The 15,967-nt window shown below is 37.4% G+C and carries 15 protein-coding genes; 13 read left to right on the top strand and 2 right to left on the bottom strand.

Annotated features, from left to right (window positions below):
- The first annotated feature begins 199 nt into the window (after positions 1 to 199).
- From mnmE to LRP83_RS13965, 7 genes are all read left to right on the top strand, one after another.
- Positions 200 to 1,585, top strand: coding sequence for a tRNA uridine-5-carboxymethylaminomethyl(34) synthesis GTPase MnmE (gene mnmE, locus LRP83_RS13995; RefSeq protein ID WP_230497318.1), 1,386 nt, complete (start codon positions 200 to 202; stop codon positions 1,583 to 1,585).
- A gap of 18 nt (positions 1,586 to 1,603) precedes the next feature.
- Positions 1,604 to 3,487 (top strand): tRNA uridine-5-carboxymethylaminomethyl(34) synthesis enzyme MnmG, encoded by a 1,884-nt coding sequence (gene mnmG / locus LRP83_RS13990; RefSeq protein WP_230497317.1) that lies wholly within the window; start codon positions 1,604 to 1,606, stop codon positions 3,485 to 3,487.
- Positions 3,488 to 3,511: 24 nt separating this feature from the next.
- Positions 3,512 to 4,228: a 16S rRNA (guanine(527)-N(7))-methyltransferase RsmG gene (rsmG, locus tag LRP83_RS13985; protein ID WP_230497316.1), complete on the top strand. Its 717-nt coding sequence runs from the start codon at positions 3,512 to 3,514 to the stop codon at positions 4,226 to 4,228.
- A gap of 155 nt (positions 4,229 to 4,383) precedes the next feature.
- On the top strand, positions 4,384 to 5,295 hold the full coding sequence (gene noc, locus LRP83_RS13980) for a nucleoid occlusion protein (protein WP_230497315.1): 912 nt from the start codon (positions 4,384 to 4,386) through the stop codon (positions 5,293 to 5,295).
- 235 nt (positions 5,296 to 5,530) lie between these two features.
- Positions 5,531 to 6,292 carry a ParA family protein gene (locus LRP83_RS13975; RefSeq protein WP_230497314.1) on the top strand — a complete coding sequence of 254 codons (762 nt, stop codon included), beginning with the start codon at positions 5,531 to 5,533 and terminating at the stop codon, positions 6,290 to 6,292.
- Entirely contained in the window at positions 6,285 to 7,139 is an 855-nt protein-coding gene (locus LRP83_RS13970) for a ParB/RepB/Spo0J family partition protein (RefSeq protein WP_230497313.1), read from the top strand. The genes LRP83_RS13975 and LRP83_RS13970 overlap by 8 nt, the downstream gene beginning before the upstream one ends.
- A 154-nt stretch (positions 7,140 to 7,293) precedes the next feature.
- Positions 7,294 to 8,001 (top strand): DUF554 domain-containing protein, encoded by a 708-nt coding sequence (locus LRP83_RS13965; protein WP_230497312.1) that lies wholly within the window; start codon positions 7,294 to 7,296, stop codon positions 7,999 to 8,001.
- A gap of 67 nt (positions 8,002 to 8,068) precedes the next feature.
- Here LRP83_RS13965 and LRP83_RS13960 read toward each other — a convergent pair whose 3' ends face one another.
- Together LRP83_RS13960 and yyaC are read right to left on the bottom strand one after the other, a co-directional pair.
- The gene (locus LRP83_RS13960; RefSeq protein ID WP_230497311.1) at positions 8,069 to 9,250 is read right to left on the bottom strand and encodes a NupC/NupG family nucleoside CNT transporter; all 1,182 of its coding nucleotides are present in this window, start codon (positions 9,248 to 9,250) and stop codon (positions 8,069 to 8,071) included.
- A gap of 121 nt (positions 9,251 to 9,371) precedes the next feature.
- The gene (yyaC, locus tag LRP83_RS13955; RefSeq protein ID WP_230497310.1) at positions 9,372 to 9,989 is read right to left on the bottom strand and encodes a spore protease YyaC; all 618 of its coding nucleotides are present in this window, start codon (positions 9,987 to 9,989) and stop codon (positions 9,372 to 9,374) included.
- Between the two features lie 216 nt (positions 9,990 to 10,205).
- On the opposite strand from yyaC, the gene LRP83_RS13950 reads away from it, so the two are divergent.
- The 6 genes from LRP83_RS13950 to ssb all read left to right on the top strand — a co-directional run bounded on the left by LRP83_RS13950 (position 10,206) and on the right by ssb (position 15,963).
- Complete coding sequence (locus tag LRP83_RS13950; RefSeq protein WP_435531357.1) at positions 10,206 to 11,039, top strand: mechanosensitive ion channel family protein; 834 nt, start codon at positions 10,206 to 10,208, stop codon at positions 11,037 to 11,039.
- Positions 11,040 to 11,265: 226 nt separating this feature from the next.
- Positions 11,266 to 11,463, top strand: coding sequence for a DUF951 domain-containing protein (locus tag LRP83_RS13945; RefSeq protein ID WP_230497309.1), 198 nt, complete (start codon positions 11,266 to 11,268; stop codon positions 11,461 to 11,463).
- Between the two features lie 74 nt (positions 11,464 to 11,537).
- Positions 11,538 to 13,526: a molybdopterin-dependent oxidoreductase gene (locus LRP83_RS13940; RefSeq protein ID WP_230497308.1), complete on the top strand. Its 1,989-nt coding sequence runs from the start codon at positions 11,538 to 11,540 to the stop codon at positions 13,524 to 13,526.
- A 259-nt stretch (positions 13,527 to 13,785) separates the two neighbouring features.
- Positions 13,786 to 14,886, top strand: coding sequence for a redox-regulated ATPase YchF (gene ychF / locus LRP83_RS13935; RefSeq protein ID WP_230497307.1), 1,101 nt, complete (start codon positions 13,786 to 13,788; stop codon positions 14,884 to 14,886).
- A gap of 205 nt (positions 14,887 to 15,091) precedes the next feature.
- On the top strand, positions 15,092 to 15,379 hold the full coding sequence (gene rpsF / locus LRP83_RS13930) for a 30S ribosomal protein S6 (protein WP_230497306.1): 288 nt from the start codon (positions 15,092 to 15,094) through the stop codon (positions 15,377 to 15,379).
- Positions 15,380 to 15,450: 71 nt separating this feature from the next.
- The gene (gene ssb / locus LRP83_RS13925) at positions 15,451 to 15,963 is read left to right on the top strand and encodes a single-stranded DNA-binding protein (RefSeq protein ID WP_230497305.1); all 513 of its coding nucleotides are present in this window, start codon (positions 15,451 to 15,453) and stop codon (positions 15,961 to 15,963) included.
- The last annotated feature ends 4 nt before the right edge of the window (positions 15,964 to 15,967 follow it).

Raw genomic sequence — 15,967 nt, 5'->3', positions numbered from 1 at the left:
ATAAAGGCAAAAAAGCAGTTTCATGTTGTTTGTTGTTATTCACATGTGGATAAGTTAAAATAGAGCAGATAAATTATTTTTTTGTTGATAAAAAATAAAGTATGATATAAATCGAATAGTTGTGGATAAATCGAATTATAGATTTCAGTTATCAAAAATAGAGGAATTTTTGTTTTTTTTTGGAAAGTAGGTGTAACACTTGGAATTTGATACTATTGCAGCGATTTCTACTCCAATGGGAGAAGGAGCCATCGCTATTGTCAGACTAAGTGGGGAAAAAGCCATTCATATATCAGACAAGCTATTTCGAGGAGTTGGAGGAAAGAGGTTAGTTGATGTACATAGCCATACGATTCATTATGGTCATCTAGTCGATCCGAAAACAGATATAGTGGCGGAAGAAGTCATGGTTTCTGTTATGAAGGGACCAAAAACGTTTACGAAAGAAGACGTTATTGAAATTAATTGCCATGGGGGGCTTGTTTCCGTTAATCGGGTGTTACAGCTCGTTTTGAATAATGGAGCAAGATTAGCAGATCCAGGGGAATTTACAAAGCGTGCTTTTTTAAATGGCCGAATTGATTTATCGCAAGCGGAGGCTGTGATGGATTTAATCCGCGCAAAAACGGATCGAGCGATGAATGTTGCGTTAGGTCAAATGGAAGGGCGCTTATCAAGATTAATTCAAAAGCTAAGACAAGAAATCTTAGAAACACTTGCACATGTTGAAGTCAATATAGATTACCCAGAATACGATGATGTTGAAGAAATGACCCATCATTTATTAATAGATAAAGCTCGGTATGTCAAAGCTGAAATAGAAAAAGTATTACAAACCTCACAACAAGGAAAAATATTAAGAGAAGGCTTGGCGACTGTTATTGTTGGACGACCGAATGTCGGGAAGTCTTCACTACTAAATAGCCTTGTCCATGAAAATAAGGCAATCGTGACAGATATCCCGGGGACGACCCGAGATGTTATTGAGGAGTATGTGAACGTACGCGGAGTTCCTTTAAAATTATTAGATACAGCGGGAATTCGTGAAACAGAAGATATTGTGGAAAGAATTGGTGTAGAAAAATCGCGTCAAGTTTTAAAGGACGCTGATTTAATTTTATTAGTGTTAAATCATTCAGATGAATTAACGATTGAGGATGAAAATATCTTTGCAGCCGTTGAAGGTATGGATGTTATTGTCATTATTAATAAAATGGACCTCCCACAGAAAATCAATATGGAACGCGTGGAACAATTAGCTAAGGGACATAAAATTATTAGAACGTCCTTACTGGAGGATCGTGGGGTTGATGAATTAGAGGAAGCGATAGCTGCTCTCTTTTTTGCTGGATCAATCGAAGCGGGTGATATGACGTATGTTTCAAATAGTCGTCATATTGCTTTACTGAATCAAGCTTTAAATTCAATTGAAGATGCAATTGATGGTGTCGAATCAGGAACACCTATTGATATTGTGCAAATAGATTTTACAAGAACGTGGGAATTGTTAGGGGAAATTATTGGACAAAGTGTTCATGAAAGTTTAATTGACCAGCTTTTTTCGCAGTTCTGTTTAGGGAAATAGGTAGGGGGTTTAAACATTATGCCATACGAGGCAGGAAGTTATGACGTCATCGTCATTGGGGCTGGTCATGCAGGGAGTGAAGCAGGCCTTGCAGCAGCTCGAGTTGGTGCAAAAACATTAATGATTACAATCAATCTGGACATGGTAGCATTTATGCCCTGTAACCCATCAGTTGGGGGTCCAGCTAAAGGGATTGTAGTTAGGGAAATCGATGCTCTTGGTGGAGAGATGGGTCGAAATATTGATAAAACTCATATCCAAATGAGAATGTTAAATACAGGTAAAGGGCCAGCAGTACGGGCATTACGGGCACAGGCAGATAAATTTTCCTATCAACATGAGATGAAAAAAACAATTGAAAACCAGCCTAATTTAACCTTATTGCAGGGGATGGTTGATCGACTTCTTGTGGAAGATGAAGTGTGCCAAGGTGTGATTACGCAAACTGGGGCCATTTACCGTTCCAAAACGGTTGTCATTACGACAGGGACTTTTTTACGTGGTGAAATTATTTTAGGGGAATTAAAATATTCTAGTGGTCCAAATAATCAGCAGCCATCGATTAAATTATCGGAGCATTTAGAAGAGCTTGGGTTTGACCTTGTCCGTTTTAAGACGGGAACTCCTCCTCGCGTTCATAGCCATTCGATTGATTACAGTAAAACGGAAATTCAGCCTGGTGATGAAAAACCAAGAGCTTTTTCGTATGAAACAACAAAGTATATTACCGATCAGCTCCCATGCTGGTTAACTTACACAAATGAACATACGCATACATTGATTGACCAAAATTTACATCGTTCACCGATGTACTCTGGAATGATTAAGGGATCAGGTCCTCGTTATTGTCCATCGATTGAGGATAAAGTGGTCCGATTTAATGATAAACCTCGTCATCAAATTTTCTTAGAACCAGAAGGAAGAAATACACATGAAGTGTATGTTCAAGGTCTCTCCACAAGCTTGCCCGAAGATGTACAGCAACAACTCTTAAAAACCATTCCTGGACTGGAAAAGGTTCAAATGATGCGCGCAGGTTATGCCATTGAATATGATGCTATTGTTCCAACACAGCTTTGGCCAACATTGGAAACAAAAAAACTTCCAAACCTTTATACAGCTGGACAAATTAATGGAACATCTGGTTATGAAGAAGCGGCTGGTCAAGGATTGATGGCTGGAATGAACGCTGGATTAAAGGCATTAGGAAAAGAAGAGGTCATTTTAAAACGTTCTGATGCATATATCGGGGTATTAATTGATGATTTGGTTACAAAAGGTACAAACGAGCCATATCGCCTATTAACTTCTAGAGCCGAGTACAGACTATTACTTCGTCATGACAATGCTGATTTAAGATTAACTGAAATTGGTCATCGCGTTGGAATGATTTCAGATGAAAGAATGCAGCGATTTATAGCTAAAAAAGAAGCAATTGAAGCGGAAATGATGCGATTAAAATCTCACTTTATTAAACCTACTGCTGAGGTTCAAGAGTTAATCAAACAAATGGGTGGAAGTGAATTAAAAGACGGCATCCGTGCTTCTGATTTATTAAAGCGGCCAGAAATGAACTATAGCCATATAGACAAGTTAGCTCCTTCAGAAGTTGAACTTCATGAAGATGTAAAAGAACAAGTGGAAATCCAACTTAAATATGAAGGTTACATTGAAAAGTCCCTACAGCAGGTAGAGCGACTACAAAAGATGGAAAATAAAAAGATTCCAGAGAATATTGACTATGATGCAATTTCAAGTCTAGCGAATGAGGCGAAACAAAATTTAAAACAAGTACGACCACTCTCACTTGCTCAAGCATCTCGTATTTCTGGGGTAAATCCAGCTGATATTTCAATTTTGCTCATTTATTTGGAGCAAGGACGGATTGCTAAAACGAACTAAAATGGAATGGGTTGAACAAAGAATATGAAGGTAGATCAATTTCAGTCTGCGTTGGCGGAAAAAGGAGTTACTCTTTCCGCCAACCAATTGCAGCAATACGAACAATATTATGAAACACTTGTTGAATGGAATGAAAAAATGAATTTAACTGCTATTACCGAAAAAGGGGATGTCTATTTAAAGCATTTTTTCGATTCCATTAGCGCAGCATTTTATTTTGACTTTAAAGGTGAGATGACGATTTGTGATGTTGGAGCTGGCGCAGGTTTCCCTAGTATTCCTATCAAGATTGCCTTCCCTAACATCCATGTCACCATTGTGGACTCTCTAAATAAGCGAATCAACTTTCTAGAGCATTTAGCAACTATTTTAAGGTTAGAAAACGTTCGATTTGTTCATGACCGTGCAGAAACATTTGGTCAAAACAAGGAGTATCGTGAGCAATTTGATGTCGTAACAGCAAGAGCTGTCGCCAGGCTTTCCGTTTTAAGTGAGTTATGCCTTCCACTTGTAAAAAAAGGTGGGTTTTTCCTCGCTATGAAAGCAGCAAGTGCTGAGGATGAAGTGAAAATTGCGGGAAAAGCAATTCATACTCTAGGTGGAAGTATTATCAAAAAGGAAAGTTTTTTACTGCCGATTGAAAATAGTGAAAGAAATATTATTCTAATTCAAAAGGAGAAAAACACTCCAAAACAATACCCAAGAAAACCTGGTACTCCGAATAAAACACCAATAGAGTAGACTAGTAAGGACTTCTTGTCGAAAAACGATGAAAAAAGGATGACAATTTTTAAGCAGACATGCCAACTTTGTTTTAAAATGTATATGAAGGCAGGAAATTGTCATTTATATAAAGAATATGTAAAACGGGAGTTTCGTAAAGGTGGTGTAGGGTGATGAAAAATTCTTTTTCACGCTTTTTTGGCCTCGGCGAAAAGGGAGAGCAAGCTACTATAGAGAAAAAAGAGGTTCATGAACAAGAATTGATAACAGACGTGCAGGATCAACAGGAACAAGAACCACACGAGCAACATGAAGAGATTCGTAAAATCCCAATTGGAAATATTGTTCCAAATCGTTTTCAACCAAGAACGGTTTTTGATGATGAGAGAATAGAAGAGCTTTCTCGAACGATTCATACACATGGAATAATTCAACCTATTGTTTTACGCGAGCTAGGGAATGACCAATTTGAAATTATTGCGGGGGAACGTCGTTGGCGAGCAATGAATCGTCTTGGCTGGGGAGAAGTTCCAGCAATTATTAAAAATTTAAGTGATACTGAAACAGCCTCTGTTGCCCTAATTGAAAATCTTCAACGTGAGGAACTTTCTCCCATTGAAGAAGCCATCGCATATGGTAAATTATTAGAGCTACATAATTTGACACAAGAGGCATTAGCCCAGCGACTTGGCAAAGGGCAATCTACAGTTGCCAATAAGCTTCGTCTATTAAAGCTACCTCAGGATGTTCAGGATGCACTTTTAAATAAGTCAATTACCGAAAGACATGCCCGTTCTCTTATTCCATTAAAAAACCCTGAGCTTCAGGTTAAGTTATTAGCGGAAATTATCGCAAGAAATTTAAATGTGAAGCAAACGGAAGATCGTGTTGTTAAACTACTTGAGCAAAGTAATCCAAAACCAAAGCCTAAGCGCAAAGCATTTAGTAAAGATATGCGTATTGCTGTCAATACCATTCGGCAATCATTATCAATGGTATCTGATAGTGGTATTGACTTAAATGCAGATGAAGAGGAATTTGACGAGTACTATCAATTTACAATACGTATTCCGAAGAAAAAATAATGATTATTACTACAGTGAGAAGCTAATCTTCTAGGGAAGTTTCTCACTGTTTTTTTCTTGTCTGGGGAAAGAATCTATAAGAATATGAGATTAATTTGTTACATTTAAATTGGAAAAAGAATCTGTAAGAATATGAGATTATTTAGAGAAAAAAACAAAATAATAGATTGTTTCATGATAAAATAGTATTTATGTTTAAAAGATTTAAGTTCTTACAATGAAGGTAGGTGACATCGTGGGGAAAATTATTGCGATTGCCAATCAAAAAGGTGGGGTAGGTAAAACTACAACCTCTGTTAACCTAGGAGCCTGTTTAGCCTATATTGGAAAAAAGGTATTGCTAGTTGATGTGGATCCTCAAGGAAATGCCTCAAGTGGTATTGGGGTAGAAAAATCGGAAGTGAATCAATGCATCTATGATGTATTAGTAGATGACGTAGAAGCTCGTGAGGTAATTAAACCGACTTCAGTTGAAAATCTTTATGTAATTCCTGCAACGATTCAATTAGCGGGTGCTGAAATTGAGCTTGTTCCGACTATTTCGAGGGAAGTTCGATTAAAGCGTGCTTTAGAAGAAGTGAAAGATCAATTTGATTATATTATTATTGATTGCCCTCCATCATTAGGGCTATTAACACTTAATGCATTAACAGCCTCAGATGCAGTATTAATACCTGTTCAGTGTGAGTATTATGCATTAGAAGGATTAAGTCAGCTTCTTAATACCGTGAGATTAGTTCAAAAGCACCTTAATCAGGATTTGAAAATAGAGGGCGTTTTACTGACGATGCTTGATGCTCGGACAAACCTTGGATTACAAGTAATCGAAGAAGTGAAAAAGTATTTCCAAGATAAAGTGTATAAGACTATTATTCCTCGTAATATACGTTTAAGTGAAGCTCCAAGTCATGGAGAACCAATAATCATATACGATCCAAAGTCACGTGGTGCGGAAGTGTATTTAGATTTGGCAAAGGAAGTGGTTTCAAATGGCTAAAGGTTTAGGTAAAGGTCTTAATGCATTTTTTGCTAATGTAGAAGTGACAAAAGATGAATCTATTCAAGAAATTAGTGTTAAAGAACTTCGCCCCAATCCCTATCAGCCAAGGAAGGTGTTCCAACCTGAAGCCATTGAAGAGTTGAAAAACTCCATTTTAGAACATGGAATTTTACAACCAATCATTGTTCGCAAGAGTATTAAAGGATTTGAGATTCTTGCAGGTGAGAGAAGATTTAGAGCTGCAAAAGAAGCAAAACTCGAGAAGGTTCCAGTAGTTGTACGTGAATTTACAGAACAGCAAATGATGGAATTAGCCGTTCTAGAAAATTTACAGCGTGAAGATTTAACACCTATTGAAGAAGCGATAGCCTATCAAACTCTACTGGATAAGCTAAATGTCACACAAGAGGTTTTAGCAAAGCGTCTTGGAAAAAGTCGCCCACACATTGCAAACCATATCCGCTTATTATCTTTACCAGCAAAAATTCAAGAATTAATTTCAAATAGTGAAATTTCAATGGGGCATGGGCGAGCTTTATTAGGATTAAAGCAAAAGGATAAGCTACCGGCTTTAGTTGATAAAGTGATAAAAGAAGGCTTAAATGTCCGCCAACTTGAGCAATTTATTCAACAATTGAATGAAAATGTTCCACGTGAAACAAAGAAACCGAAAATAGATAAAGATATCTTTATTAGGGAACAAGAAAGTGTTCTGCGTGACCGCTTCGGAACATCTGTTCATATTAAACAAACGAAAAATAAAGGAAAAATAGAAATTGAGTTTTTCTCAAAAGAAGATTTAAATCGAATTTTAGAACTTCTCGAACAGGAGCAATCAATATAAAGGTCTTGCCCTAAGAATGAGTATTTCTTAAGGTGCCGGCCTTTTCTTTTTTCATTTATTCTAAGTTTCATTTCTATTCACTCTCTTTATTGATATGTATATTTCAAGTTGAATTTATTTCGCTTTTCGAAGTAAATGGATAGGTGGATGTAAGATGGTTTTATTAGGAACACTTATTAATGGCTTATTAATTGTCATTGGAACCTTGCTCGGAAAGCTTTTTCATCGAATTCCAGAGGGTATGAAGTCAACGGTTATGCAAGCCATTGGACTAGCTGTCATGGTATTAGGTCTTCAAATGGGATTCAAAAGTAATAATTTTTTAATTGTGATTATCAGTTTAGTTGTTGGAGCTGTTATTGGGGAGCATTTTGCCTTAGATGATAAATTGAATAAACTCGGTGATTGGTTAGAGTCGAAGATTGGCAAAAGTGGTAAAGGTAGCATTTCAGAAGGATTTGTTACAGCGACACTTATCTTTTTGATTGGCGCGATGGCCATCATTGGAGCTTTAGATAGTGGAATCCGCGGGGATCATGATGTTCTTTATACAAAGGCCATTATTGATGGCTTTACCTCCATTATATTAACGACAACATTAGGTATCGGTGTCCTTTTTTCTGCTATTCCGGTTGTTCTCTACCAAGGAGCGATTGCTCTATTTGCAACACAAATTGACCGGTTTGTTCCACAAGCACTAATGGATAGCTTTATTTTGGAAATGACTGCAACAGGCGGAGTGATGATTTTCGCTATTGGGTTAAATTTAACTGGATTAATGAAAGTAAAAGTGGCAAACCTCTTGCCAGGGATTGTCATAACAGGTGTGATTGTGACTCTGATGTATTTTTTTGCAAAATAAACGCGATTGAATGAAAAAATCCGCCTGGTAAATCGATTAGATTTATAAGCGGATTTTTTTATTCCTTCTATAACATAATTCCAGTTACGGCAGCTGTTAATAAGCTAACAAGTGTAGCTCCATAAAGTAATTTAATTCCAAATCTTGCTACTACATTCCCTTGTTTTTCATTTAGTCCCTTTACTGCCCCTGCGATAATGCCAATGGATGAAAAATTGGCGAAGGAAACAAGAAAGACTGAAATGATACCAACGGTTCGGTTTGATAACGATGTAGAAATTTTACCTAAATCGATCATAGCGACAAATTCATTCGATAATAATTTGGTTGCCATGATGGTTCCCGCTTTAACGACCTCTGATGCGGGAACGCCAATAACAAAGGCAAGTGGGGCGAAAACATAACCAAGTGCAACCTGAAAACTGATGCCGAAAATAGAAGCAAACACTTGGTTAATCATTCCAATTAGGGCAACAAACCCAATAAGCATCGCTGCAACTATGATAGCTACTTTAAAACCATCTAGAATATACTCTCCTAGCATTTCAAAAAAGGTTTGTTTACCCCCTTCTTGAACTTCAATGATATCTTCCTCTGGGGATACCGTATACGGATTAATGATATTCGCAATGATAAATCCACCGAATAAATTCAGGACAAGTGCCGTAATGACATACTTGGGTTCGATCATCGTCATATAGGCACCTAATATGGATGCTGATACGGTTGACATCGCTGAGGTACACAATGTGTAGAGGCGATGTTCAGGAATATATGGTAGCTGCTTTTTTACTGAAATAAAAACCTCAGATTGTCCAAAAACAGCAGAAGCGACAGCATTGTATGATTCTAATTTTCCAAGGCCATTGATTTTGCTTAATACTAATCCTAAATATCGGATGATGATGGGAAGTACCTTTATGTATTGAGCAATCCCAATTAATACCGAAATAAATACAATCGGTAATAAGACATTTAAGAAGAATGGACCTGCTCCCTCGTTTGCAATCCCACCGAATACAAAGTTTATTCCTTCTGCAGCGTAGGATAAGAGATGATCAAAAAGAGTCGAGATTCCTCTAATAATGACAAGGCCAAATTCGGTATTTAGCAGTAAAAAAGATAGGAGTAGCTGTAAAACGAGCATGATAATAATCGGCTTAAGCTTAATCTCCCTTTTATTGTTAGAAACAATATAGGCAAGTAGAAATATAATGATTAATGCAGCTAAAAATAGAATAAACTTCAAATTCGTTCCTCCCTCAGATTTCATATTACTTATGCTGAGCAAATAGAGGATAAATTATTGCAGGTAGAGAAAAAAAAAAGTGAAAAATAAAAAAGATGGATTAGTATCATCCATCTTTAAGCTATACCGTTTCTTCATTATTTAATTGAAGTGGACTCCACTCTGCTTTTTTAATTCGATATTTTATACTTGCTTGATAAATCCCATTTGAAATGGTTTTAGCCATTTTTAAAACGAGATTTAGACGTGTATTTTGTAAAACAAAAAATTCCATAAAACCACTCACATTTACAATTCCTGTAAGGTGAATGTCTCCTACTGGGGGGAGCTCTTTATTAACACCTGCACCTGGCTTAACTGGGCCATTTGCAACTTGAATGGCTCCAACACTTTTCAGTTTTCCGAGGCAAGCATCAATGCCGATGATGAAGGGATAAAAATGCTTTTGCTTGATTTCTTTTAATCTATCTTCAAGATTAACGGCATGAATAGGATCGTCTAACGTTCCATAAATGTAAAATGGATGTGGACCTTTTTCTTCTAAAAGGGATCCAACTAATGGGCCAAGTGAATCACCAGTCGAACGGTCTGTACCTATACAAACAAAAACGATTGGTCGAATGGTATGGGGTGGAATCATTTCTAAAATTTGATTAGATAATAAAGTGACAGCTTCCCCATCATCATGAAAAACCTTTATTCCACCTCGTCTATCAAAAAATCCAGATTTGAGATTCATAGGTCCACTCCTTGTAAATTAGCTCCCACGGCATTTTCATGAAAAAGCTTAATGTTACAGTATACGGACTATTCCGGAAATCTATACATTCAGATTCACTTTTATTATCGATGGAACTACAAAGTTGGCAAAAATATTGTTAAAATAACATGGATTGGTTGTGGCATATTTAAATATGGTTATGATGGTAGTAGATAAGAAATAGCAGGTGATGAAGTGGATTATATATCGAGGCTTTATAGTAAAATGAAGTTAGAATTATTAAATGAGGAAAATTGGCTTTCTCTTGGTGAAATGGCAATGAAAATTATTGCTATACTTATTTTATCAAATATCATTATTCGAATTGGCAAGGTAGCAATTAACAATATTTTCAAAGTGCGTCTAAAGTCACCCATTAGAACCTCCGAACGCCGAGAAACCACATTGATGAAGCTATTGGAAAATATCCTTACGTATGTCATTTCGTTTATGGCGTTTTTGATGATTCTTTCCACATTAACTATTGATGTTAAAGCGTTGTTGGCTGGTGCTGGCATTGTAGGCTTAGCAGTTGGTTTTGGGGCTCAAAATTTAGTGAAGGATATTATTACTGGATTTTTTATTATTTTTGAAGATCAATTTTCTGTAGGTGACCAAGTACGGATTGGTACACTTGAAGGTGTTGTACAAGAAATTGGCCTTCGAACGACAAAATTGAAAAGTGGATCTGGCGAACTTCATATCCTACCAAATGGAAGTATCATACAAGTCACGAATTTTTCAATACATAATAGCAAAGCATCCATTGATATTAGCTTAGCGTATGGAACAGACATTATAAGAGCAGAACAACTCATTCAGGAATTATTAGTTACATTACCTGAAAAGTATGATGATCTTGTAAAAGTGCCTGAAGTTTTAGGTGTTCAAAACTTTGGTCCTTCCGAGATTATCTTAAGAATAGCTGTAGAAACAAAACCTTTACGACAAACTACGGTTGGTAGAATGATCAGAAGAGATCTAAAGCTCTGGTTAGACCAACATGGATTGGAAGCACAATTTCAATAAGAAAAGCGGAAGCGCCCGTTTAGCGGCGTATGGACTGGAGCTCTCTTGACTGAGATAAAGGAAACACGAATCGCGTTTTTTGCGATTCGATGTTGACTTATCGTAGGGAGGGAGAGTGAAGTCCACTAGACGCTGGGCCGCTTGCGCTGGACAGTTTTTAAAGTCTAAAAAATTTATACATTTTTATCTTTTTAATAATGATCTCAGGAAAAGGAGGGAAATAGGCATGGAACAAAAAGAATTTGGTTTAAATGATGTCGTTGAAATGAAAAAATCCCATCCATGTGGGGCTAACCGCTGGAAAATTATTAGGTTGGGAATGGATATACGGATTAAGTGTGAAGGCTGTGGTCATAGTGTATTAATCCCACGAAGGGAATTTACACGAAAGCTCAAGAAAATATTGGTGAAGCATGAAGGCTAACTTCATGCTTCTTTTTTTATCGTAAATGTATTAATCTAATAGAAAACGAGTTACGAAGGAGAGGTGTGAAGGAATTGGCAAAGGTTTATCAATCTTCTTGTTCTTTAAACTGTTGGGATAATTGCGGTTTTGAAGTCACTGTGGAAGATGGCAAGGTTGTTAAAGTGGATGGGTCTGTTCATCATCCAGTTACAAAGGGGAAAATCTGTGGTCGTGGACGTATGCTTGAGACGAGGACCAATTCTTCACAACGCCTCTTATATCCATTAAAAAAGATTAATGGCGTATTTGAACAAACTACTTGGGAATTGGCTCTAGATGAAATTGCCGCTAAAATGAGCCACTATAAAGAAAATTATGGATCGACTTCGATTCTTCATAGCCATGATTATGCTAATGGCGGCTTGCTAAAAAATCTTGATCAACGTTTTTTTAATCTTTTCGGCGGTGTAACAGAGTTAACAGGTTCTCTTTGTTGGGGTGCTGGCATTGAGGCTCAAAAGTGGGACTTTGGAGATGCCTATAGCCATGACCCTGAGGATGTTTTTAATAGTAAGCATATTATTATTTGGGGACGAAATGTCGCACGGACCAATATGCATTTTTACCAAAGGCTTCAGCAAGCAAAGAAAAATGGTGCAGAAATTATTGTAATTGATCCTATTTATAACGCTACAGCCAAACTCGCTGATCAATATCTTTCTGTTAAACCTGGAATGGATGGGATTTTAGCAGCTGGAATCATGAAGGAAATCCTTCGTGTCAATGGGGAGGATCGTGACTTTATTGAAAACCATTCCGTTGGATTTAAAGATCTTGAAAACCTTCTAGCAAGTATTACTTTCGAAGAGATAATTGAGAAAGCGGAAGTTTCCCTAGAAAATATTCAATTGCTTGCTAAGATTTATTGTGATCGTCCAACCTCAACCTACCTGGGTTTAGGGATGCAACGGTATGAAAATGGTGGAAATACTATACGTTTGATCGATGCATTAGTTGCAATAAGTGGAAATGTTGGAATTGCTGGAGGTGGCGCTAATTATGGAAACCTTCAGGTGGGCCAAAAATTCCATTCTAATGCTTTTACACTTGGTGACCGAAAACAGCAATCTCGATCCTTTACCATGATGAAACAAGCAGAAGGAATACTTGAAGCAACGGATCCACCTGTAAAAATGGCTTTTGTAACGTGTGGAAATCCATTAACACAAGTCCCTGATACATCTCTGGTTAAAAAGGCATTTGAAGCTCTAGATACTTTAGTCGTGATGGATCAGTTTATGACTGATACGGCTCAGTTGGCTGATTATTTATTACCTGTAACAACTGTATTTGAAGAAGAAGATATCTATTACTCTTCCATGTACCATCAATATGTAAATTATGGACCAAAGCTTGTGGATGCCCCAGGTGAAGCAAAGTCTGATTTATGGATATGGACTGAGCTAGCAAAGCGATTAGGCTTTGGTCATGAATTTGATTTTACATCAGAGCAATGGATTGATTTAGGAATACAGTCATTGAAGGTGCACGGCTTCACTCTGGAAAAATTAAAACAAGAGGGATTTTTGGAACTACCTGTTGAGAAAATTCCCTGGGAAAACCACCAATTTAAAACGCCAAGCGGTAAATATGAATTCACTTCAGCCAGAGGAGAATTAGGCTTAACTCTACCGAATGAAACGAAATGGAAGAACCAGGAGTTAGCTGAAAATTATCCATTTACACTTTTGACCATTCACCCACTACGTTCTAATCACTCACAGCATTATCAGCTATTTAATCCTTTACCAAAAGTAAAGGTAGAGATATCAATTGATATTGCTGAACTTAAAGGATTAAAAGATGGGGATGAAGTAAAGGTTTGGAATGACAGAGGTAAGGTCACAGGTTCTATTCAAATAATGAAGCAAGCTCACCCCCATACCATTAATATTGATGAAGGGATTTGGAGTCAGTTCGGTGGTTCGGTCAATCAACTAACATCCAATCGAGTATCTGATAATGGATTAGGTAGTACTTTATATGATTGCCTTGTTAATATTGAAAAAACATCATTATAATTAAAAGCTGCTCATTTGGGCAGCTTTTTTTGTCCTACTCCCTCTCCCTTCTATTAAGACTTGTCTTTTTGGGGTCATATCACTATAATTGTGAGAGGTTTAGACAAAAAGCGGAAGCGCCTTGATCAGCCCCGACAAGCATAAGACGCTCCATGAAAGAAGGCGTTCTTTGCCTTCATTCATGGAGTGGCTTATGACCTCGAGGGGCTAGGCGCTGCAGCTAGACATATAATTATTTTACGAAATGAGGAGTGGCCCAATGGCTTTAACAGCTGGTATAGTTGGTTTGCCTAACGTTGGTAAATCAACATTATTTAATGCAATTACACAAGCGGGAGCTGAATCTGCAAACTATCCTTTCTGTACAATTGATCCAAATGTAGGGATTGTAGAAGTTCCAGATTACCGTTTAAATAAATTAACAGAACTAGTTCAACCGAAAAAAACAGTTCCAACAGCATTTGAATTCACTGATATTGCAGGGATTGTTAAAGGTGCTAGTAAGGGTGAAGGTCTAGGGAATAAGTTTCTAGCAAATATTCGCCAAGTAGATGCTATTTGCCAAGTAGTTCGCTGTTTTGAAGATGAAAATATTACACATGTGTCAGGTAAAGTAAATCCAATTGATGATATTGAAGTAATCAATCTTGAGTTAATTTTAGCTGATATGGAATCTGTAGAAAAAAGAATCGGTCGTGTCGAAAAATTAGCCCGTCAAAAAGATAAAGATGCAGTGGTTGAAATAGAAGTATTAAACCTATTAAGAGAGGCTTTTGAAGCAGAAAAGCCAGCACGTTCAGTGGAATTCACAGATGAACAATTAAAAATTGCTAAAGGTCTTCACCTTTTAACGATTAAGCCAGTTCTTTATGTGGCAAACGTTAGTGAAGAGGATATTGCTAACCCTTCGGACAACGAATACGTTCAAAAGGTTCGTGATTTCGCAGCAAAAGAAAATGCTGAAGTCATTGTTATTTGTGCAAAAATTGAAGAAGAAATTGCTGAGCTAGAAGGCGAAGAAAAGACGATGTTCCTACAAGAATTGGGAATTGAAGAGTCTGGTCTTGATCAATTAATTCGTGCTGCATATCACCTATTAGGCCTAGCAACTTACTTTACAGCTGGTGTTCAGGAGGTTCGTGCTTGGACGTTCCGTAAAGGAATGAAGGCACCTCAATGTGCAGGTGTTATTCACTCTGACTTTGAAAGAGGCTTTATCCGTGCAGAAACGGTTGCGTATGATGATTTATTAGCAAATGGGAGTATGACTGCTGCTAAAGAAGCTGGAAAAGTTCGTTTAGAAGGTAAAGAATACGAAGTGAAGGACGGAGATATAATTCATTTCCGTTTTAATGTATAAACTTTAGGAGCCTCTTATTTTAGGGGTTTTTCTTTTTAGATTGCACTTTTCCAAAGTGGTGAATTTTTTAAAAGTGTCACTACATCAGCGCATGTTTCTCCAACTCTTGCAAATGTATAACCTTTATGATATACTTTCTCCTTGTGAGTAATGTAAATTATTCCTTGCCCATATGGGCCGTTTAGACCAAAAGGAGGTGACAGTGATGAGAAAGTACGAAGTAATGTACATCATCCGCCCAAACATTGAAGATGAAGCTAAAAAGGCTCTTGTAGAGCGTTTCAGTGGGATCTTAACTGACAATGGTGCGGAAATCGCAGAAGCGAAGGATTGGGGTAAGCGTCGTCTTGCATATGAAATCAATGATTTCCGTGACGGCTACTACCAATTAGTGAAAGTCAACGCAGTTCCTGCAGCGGTAGAAGAATTCTCCCGTCTTGCTAAGATCAGCGAAGATATCATTCGCCACATTGTAATTAAAGAAGAAGAATAAGATTAAATTGATAATAGATACTTCTATACATGTTCCACGTGGAACAAAATAGAGGGAAGGAGTTGGTTCTGATGATGAATCGCGTTGTTCTAGTAGGACGATTAACAAAAGACCCTGAACTAAGAATTACTCCTAGTGGAGTTCCTGTTGCTTCTTTTACACTTGCTGTTAGTAGACCTTTTTCGAATCAGCAAGGGGAACGTGAAGCGGACTTTATTAACTGTGTAGTTTGGCGTAAACCTGCAGAAAATGTAGCTAATTACCTCAAAAAAGGTAGCTTAGCTGGTGTAGATGGACGTGTACAAACTCGCACTTATGATGGACAAGATGGAAAGCGTGTATACGTGACAGAAGTTTTGGCTGAAAGTGTTCAATTCTTAGAACCAAGAAGTGCATCAGGTGATCGCGGTGAAGGTGGATATAATAATCCTCCTAGAGAACAAAAGGCCTCTTATAGTGGCGGCAACAACTATCAGAATCAACCACCTAGATCCAATAACCAAGGGTATTCTACAGATTTAGATAAAGATCCGTTTGCAAATAGTGGACAAATTGACATTTCAGACGATGATTTACCATTCTAAGCTG

The sequence above is a fragment of the Pseudoneobacillus rhizosphaerae genome (assembly GCF_917563885.1).
GTDB classification, from domain to species: Bacteria; Bacillota; Bacilli; order Bacillales; family Cytobacillaceae; genus Pseudoneobacillus; species Pseudoneobacillus rhizosphaerae.
The sequence above is the reverse complement of the archived record's forward strand: the minus strand, read 5'-3'. Positions and strand labels throughout refer to the sequence as shown.

Bases quoted from the DNA above. Each gene is read 5' to 3' on its own strand.
- ssb (WP_230497305.1), top strand. From the start codon at position 15,451: ATGATGAATCGCGTTGTTCTAGTAGGACGATTAACAAAAGACCCTGAA.
- LRP83_RS13945 (WP_230497309.1), top strand. From the start codon at position 11,266: ATGGAACAAAAAGAATTTGGTTTAAATGATGTCGTTGAAATGAAAAAA.
- LRP83_RS13965 (WP_230497312.1), top strand. From the start codon at position 7,294: ATGGTTTTATTAGGAACACTTATTAATGGCTTATTAATTGTCATTGGA.
- rsmG (WP_230497316.1), top strand. From the start codon at position 3,512: ATGAAGGTAGATCAATTTCAGTCTGCGTTGGCGGAAAAAGGAGTTACT.
- ychF (WP_230497307.1), top strand. From the start codon at position 13,786: ATGGCTTTAACAGCTGGTATAGTTGGTTTGCCTAACGTTGGTAAATCA.
- yyaC (WP_230497310.1), bottom strand. From the start codon at position 9,989: ATGAATCTCAAATCTGGATTTTTTGATAGACGAGGTGGAATAAAGGTT.
- rpsF (WP_230497306.1), top strand. From the start codon at position 15,092: ATGAGAAAGTACGAAGTAATGTACATCATCCGCCCAAACATTGAAGAT.
- LRP83_RS13970 (WP_230497313.1), top strand. From the start codon at position 6,285: ATGGCTAAAGGTTTAGGTAAAGGTCTTAATGCATTTTTTGCTAATGTA.
- noc (WP_230497315.1), top strand. From the start codon at position 4,384: ATGAAAAATTCTTTTTCACGCTTTTTTGGCCTCGGCGAAAAGGGAGAG.
- mnmG (WP_230497317.1), top strand. From the start codon at position 1,604: ATGCCATACGAGGCAGGAAGTTATGACGTCATCGTCATTGGGGCTGGT.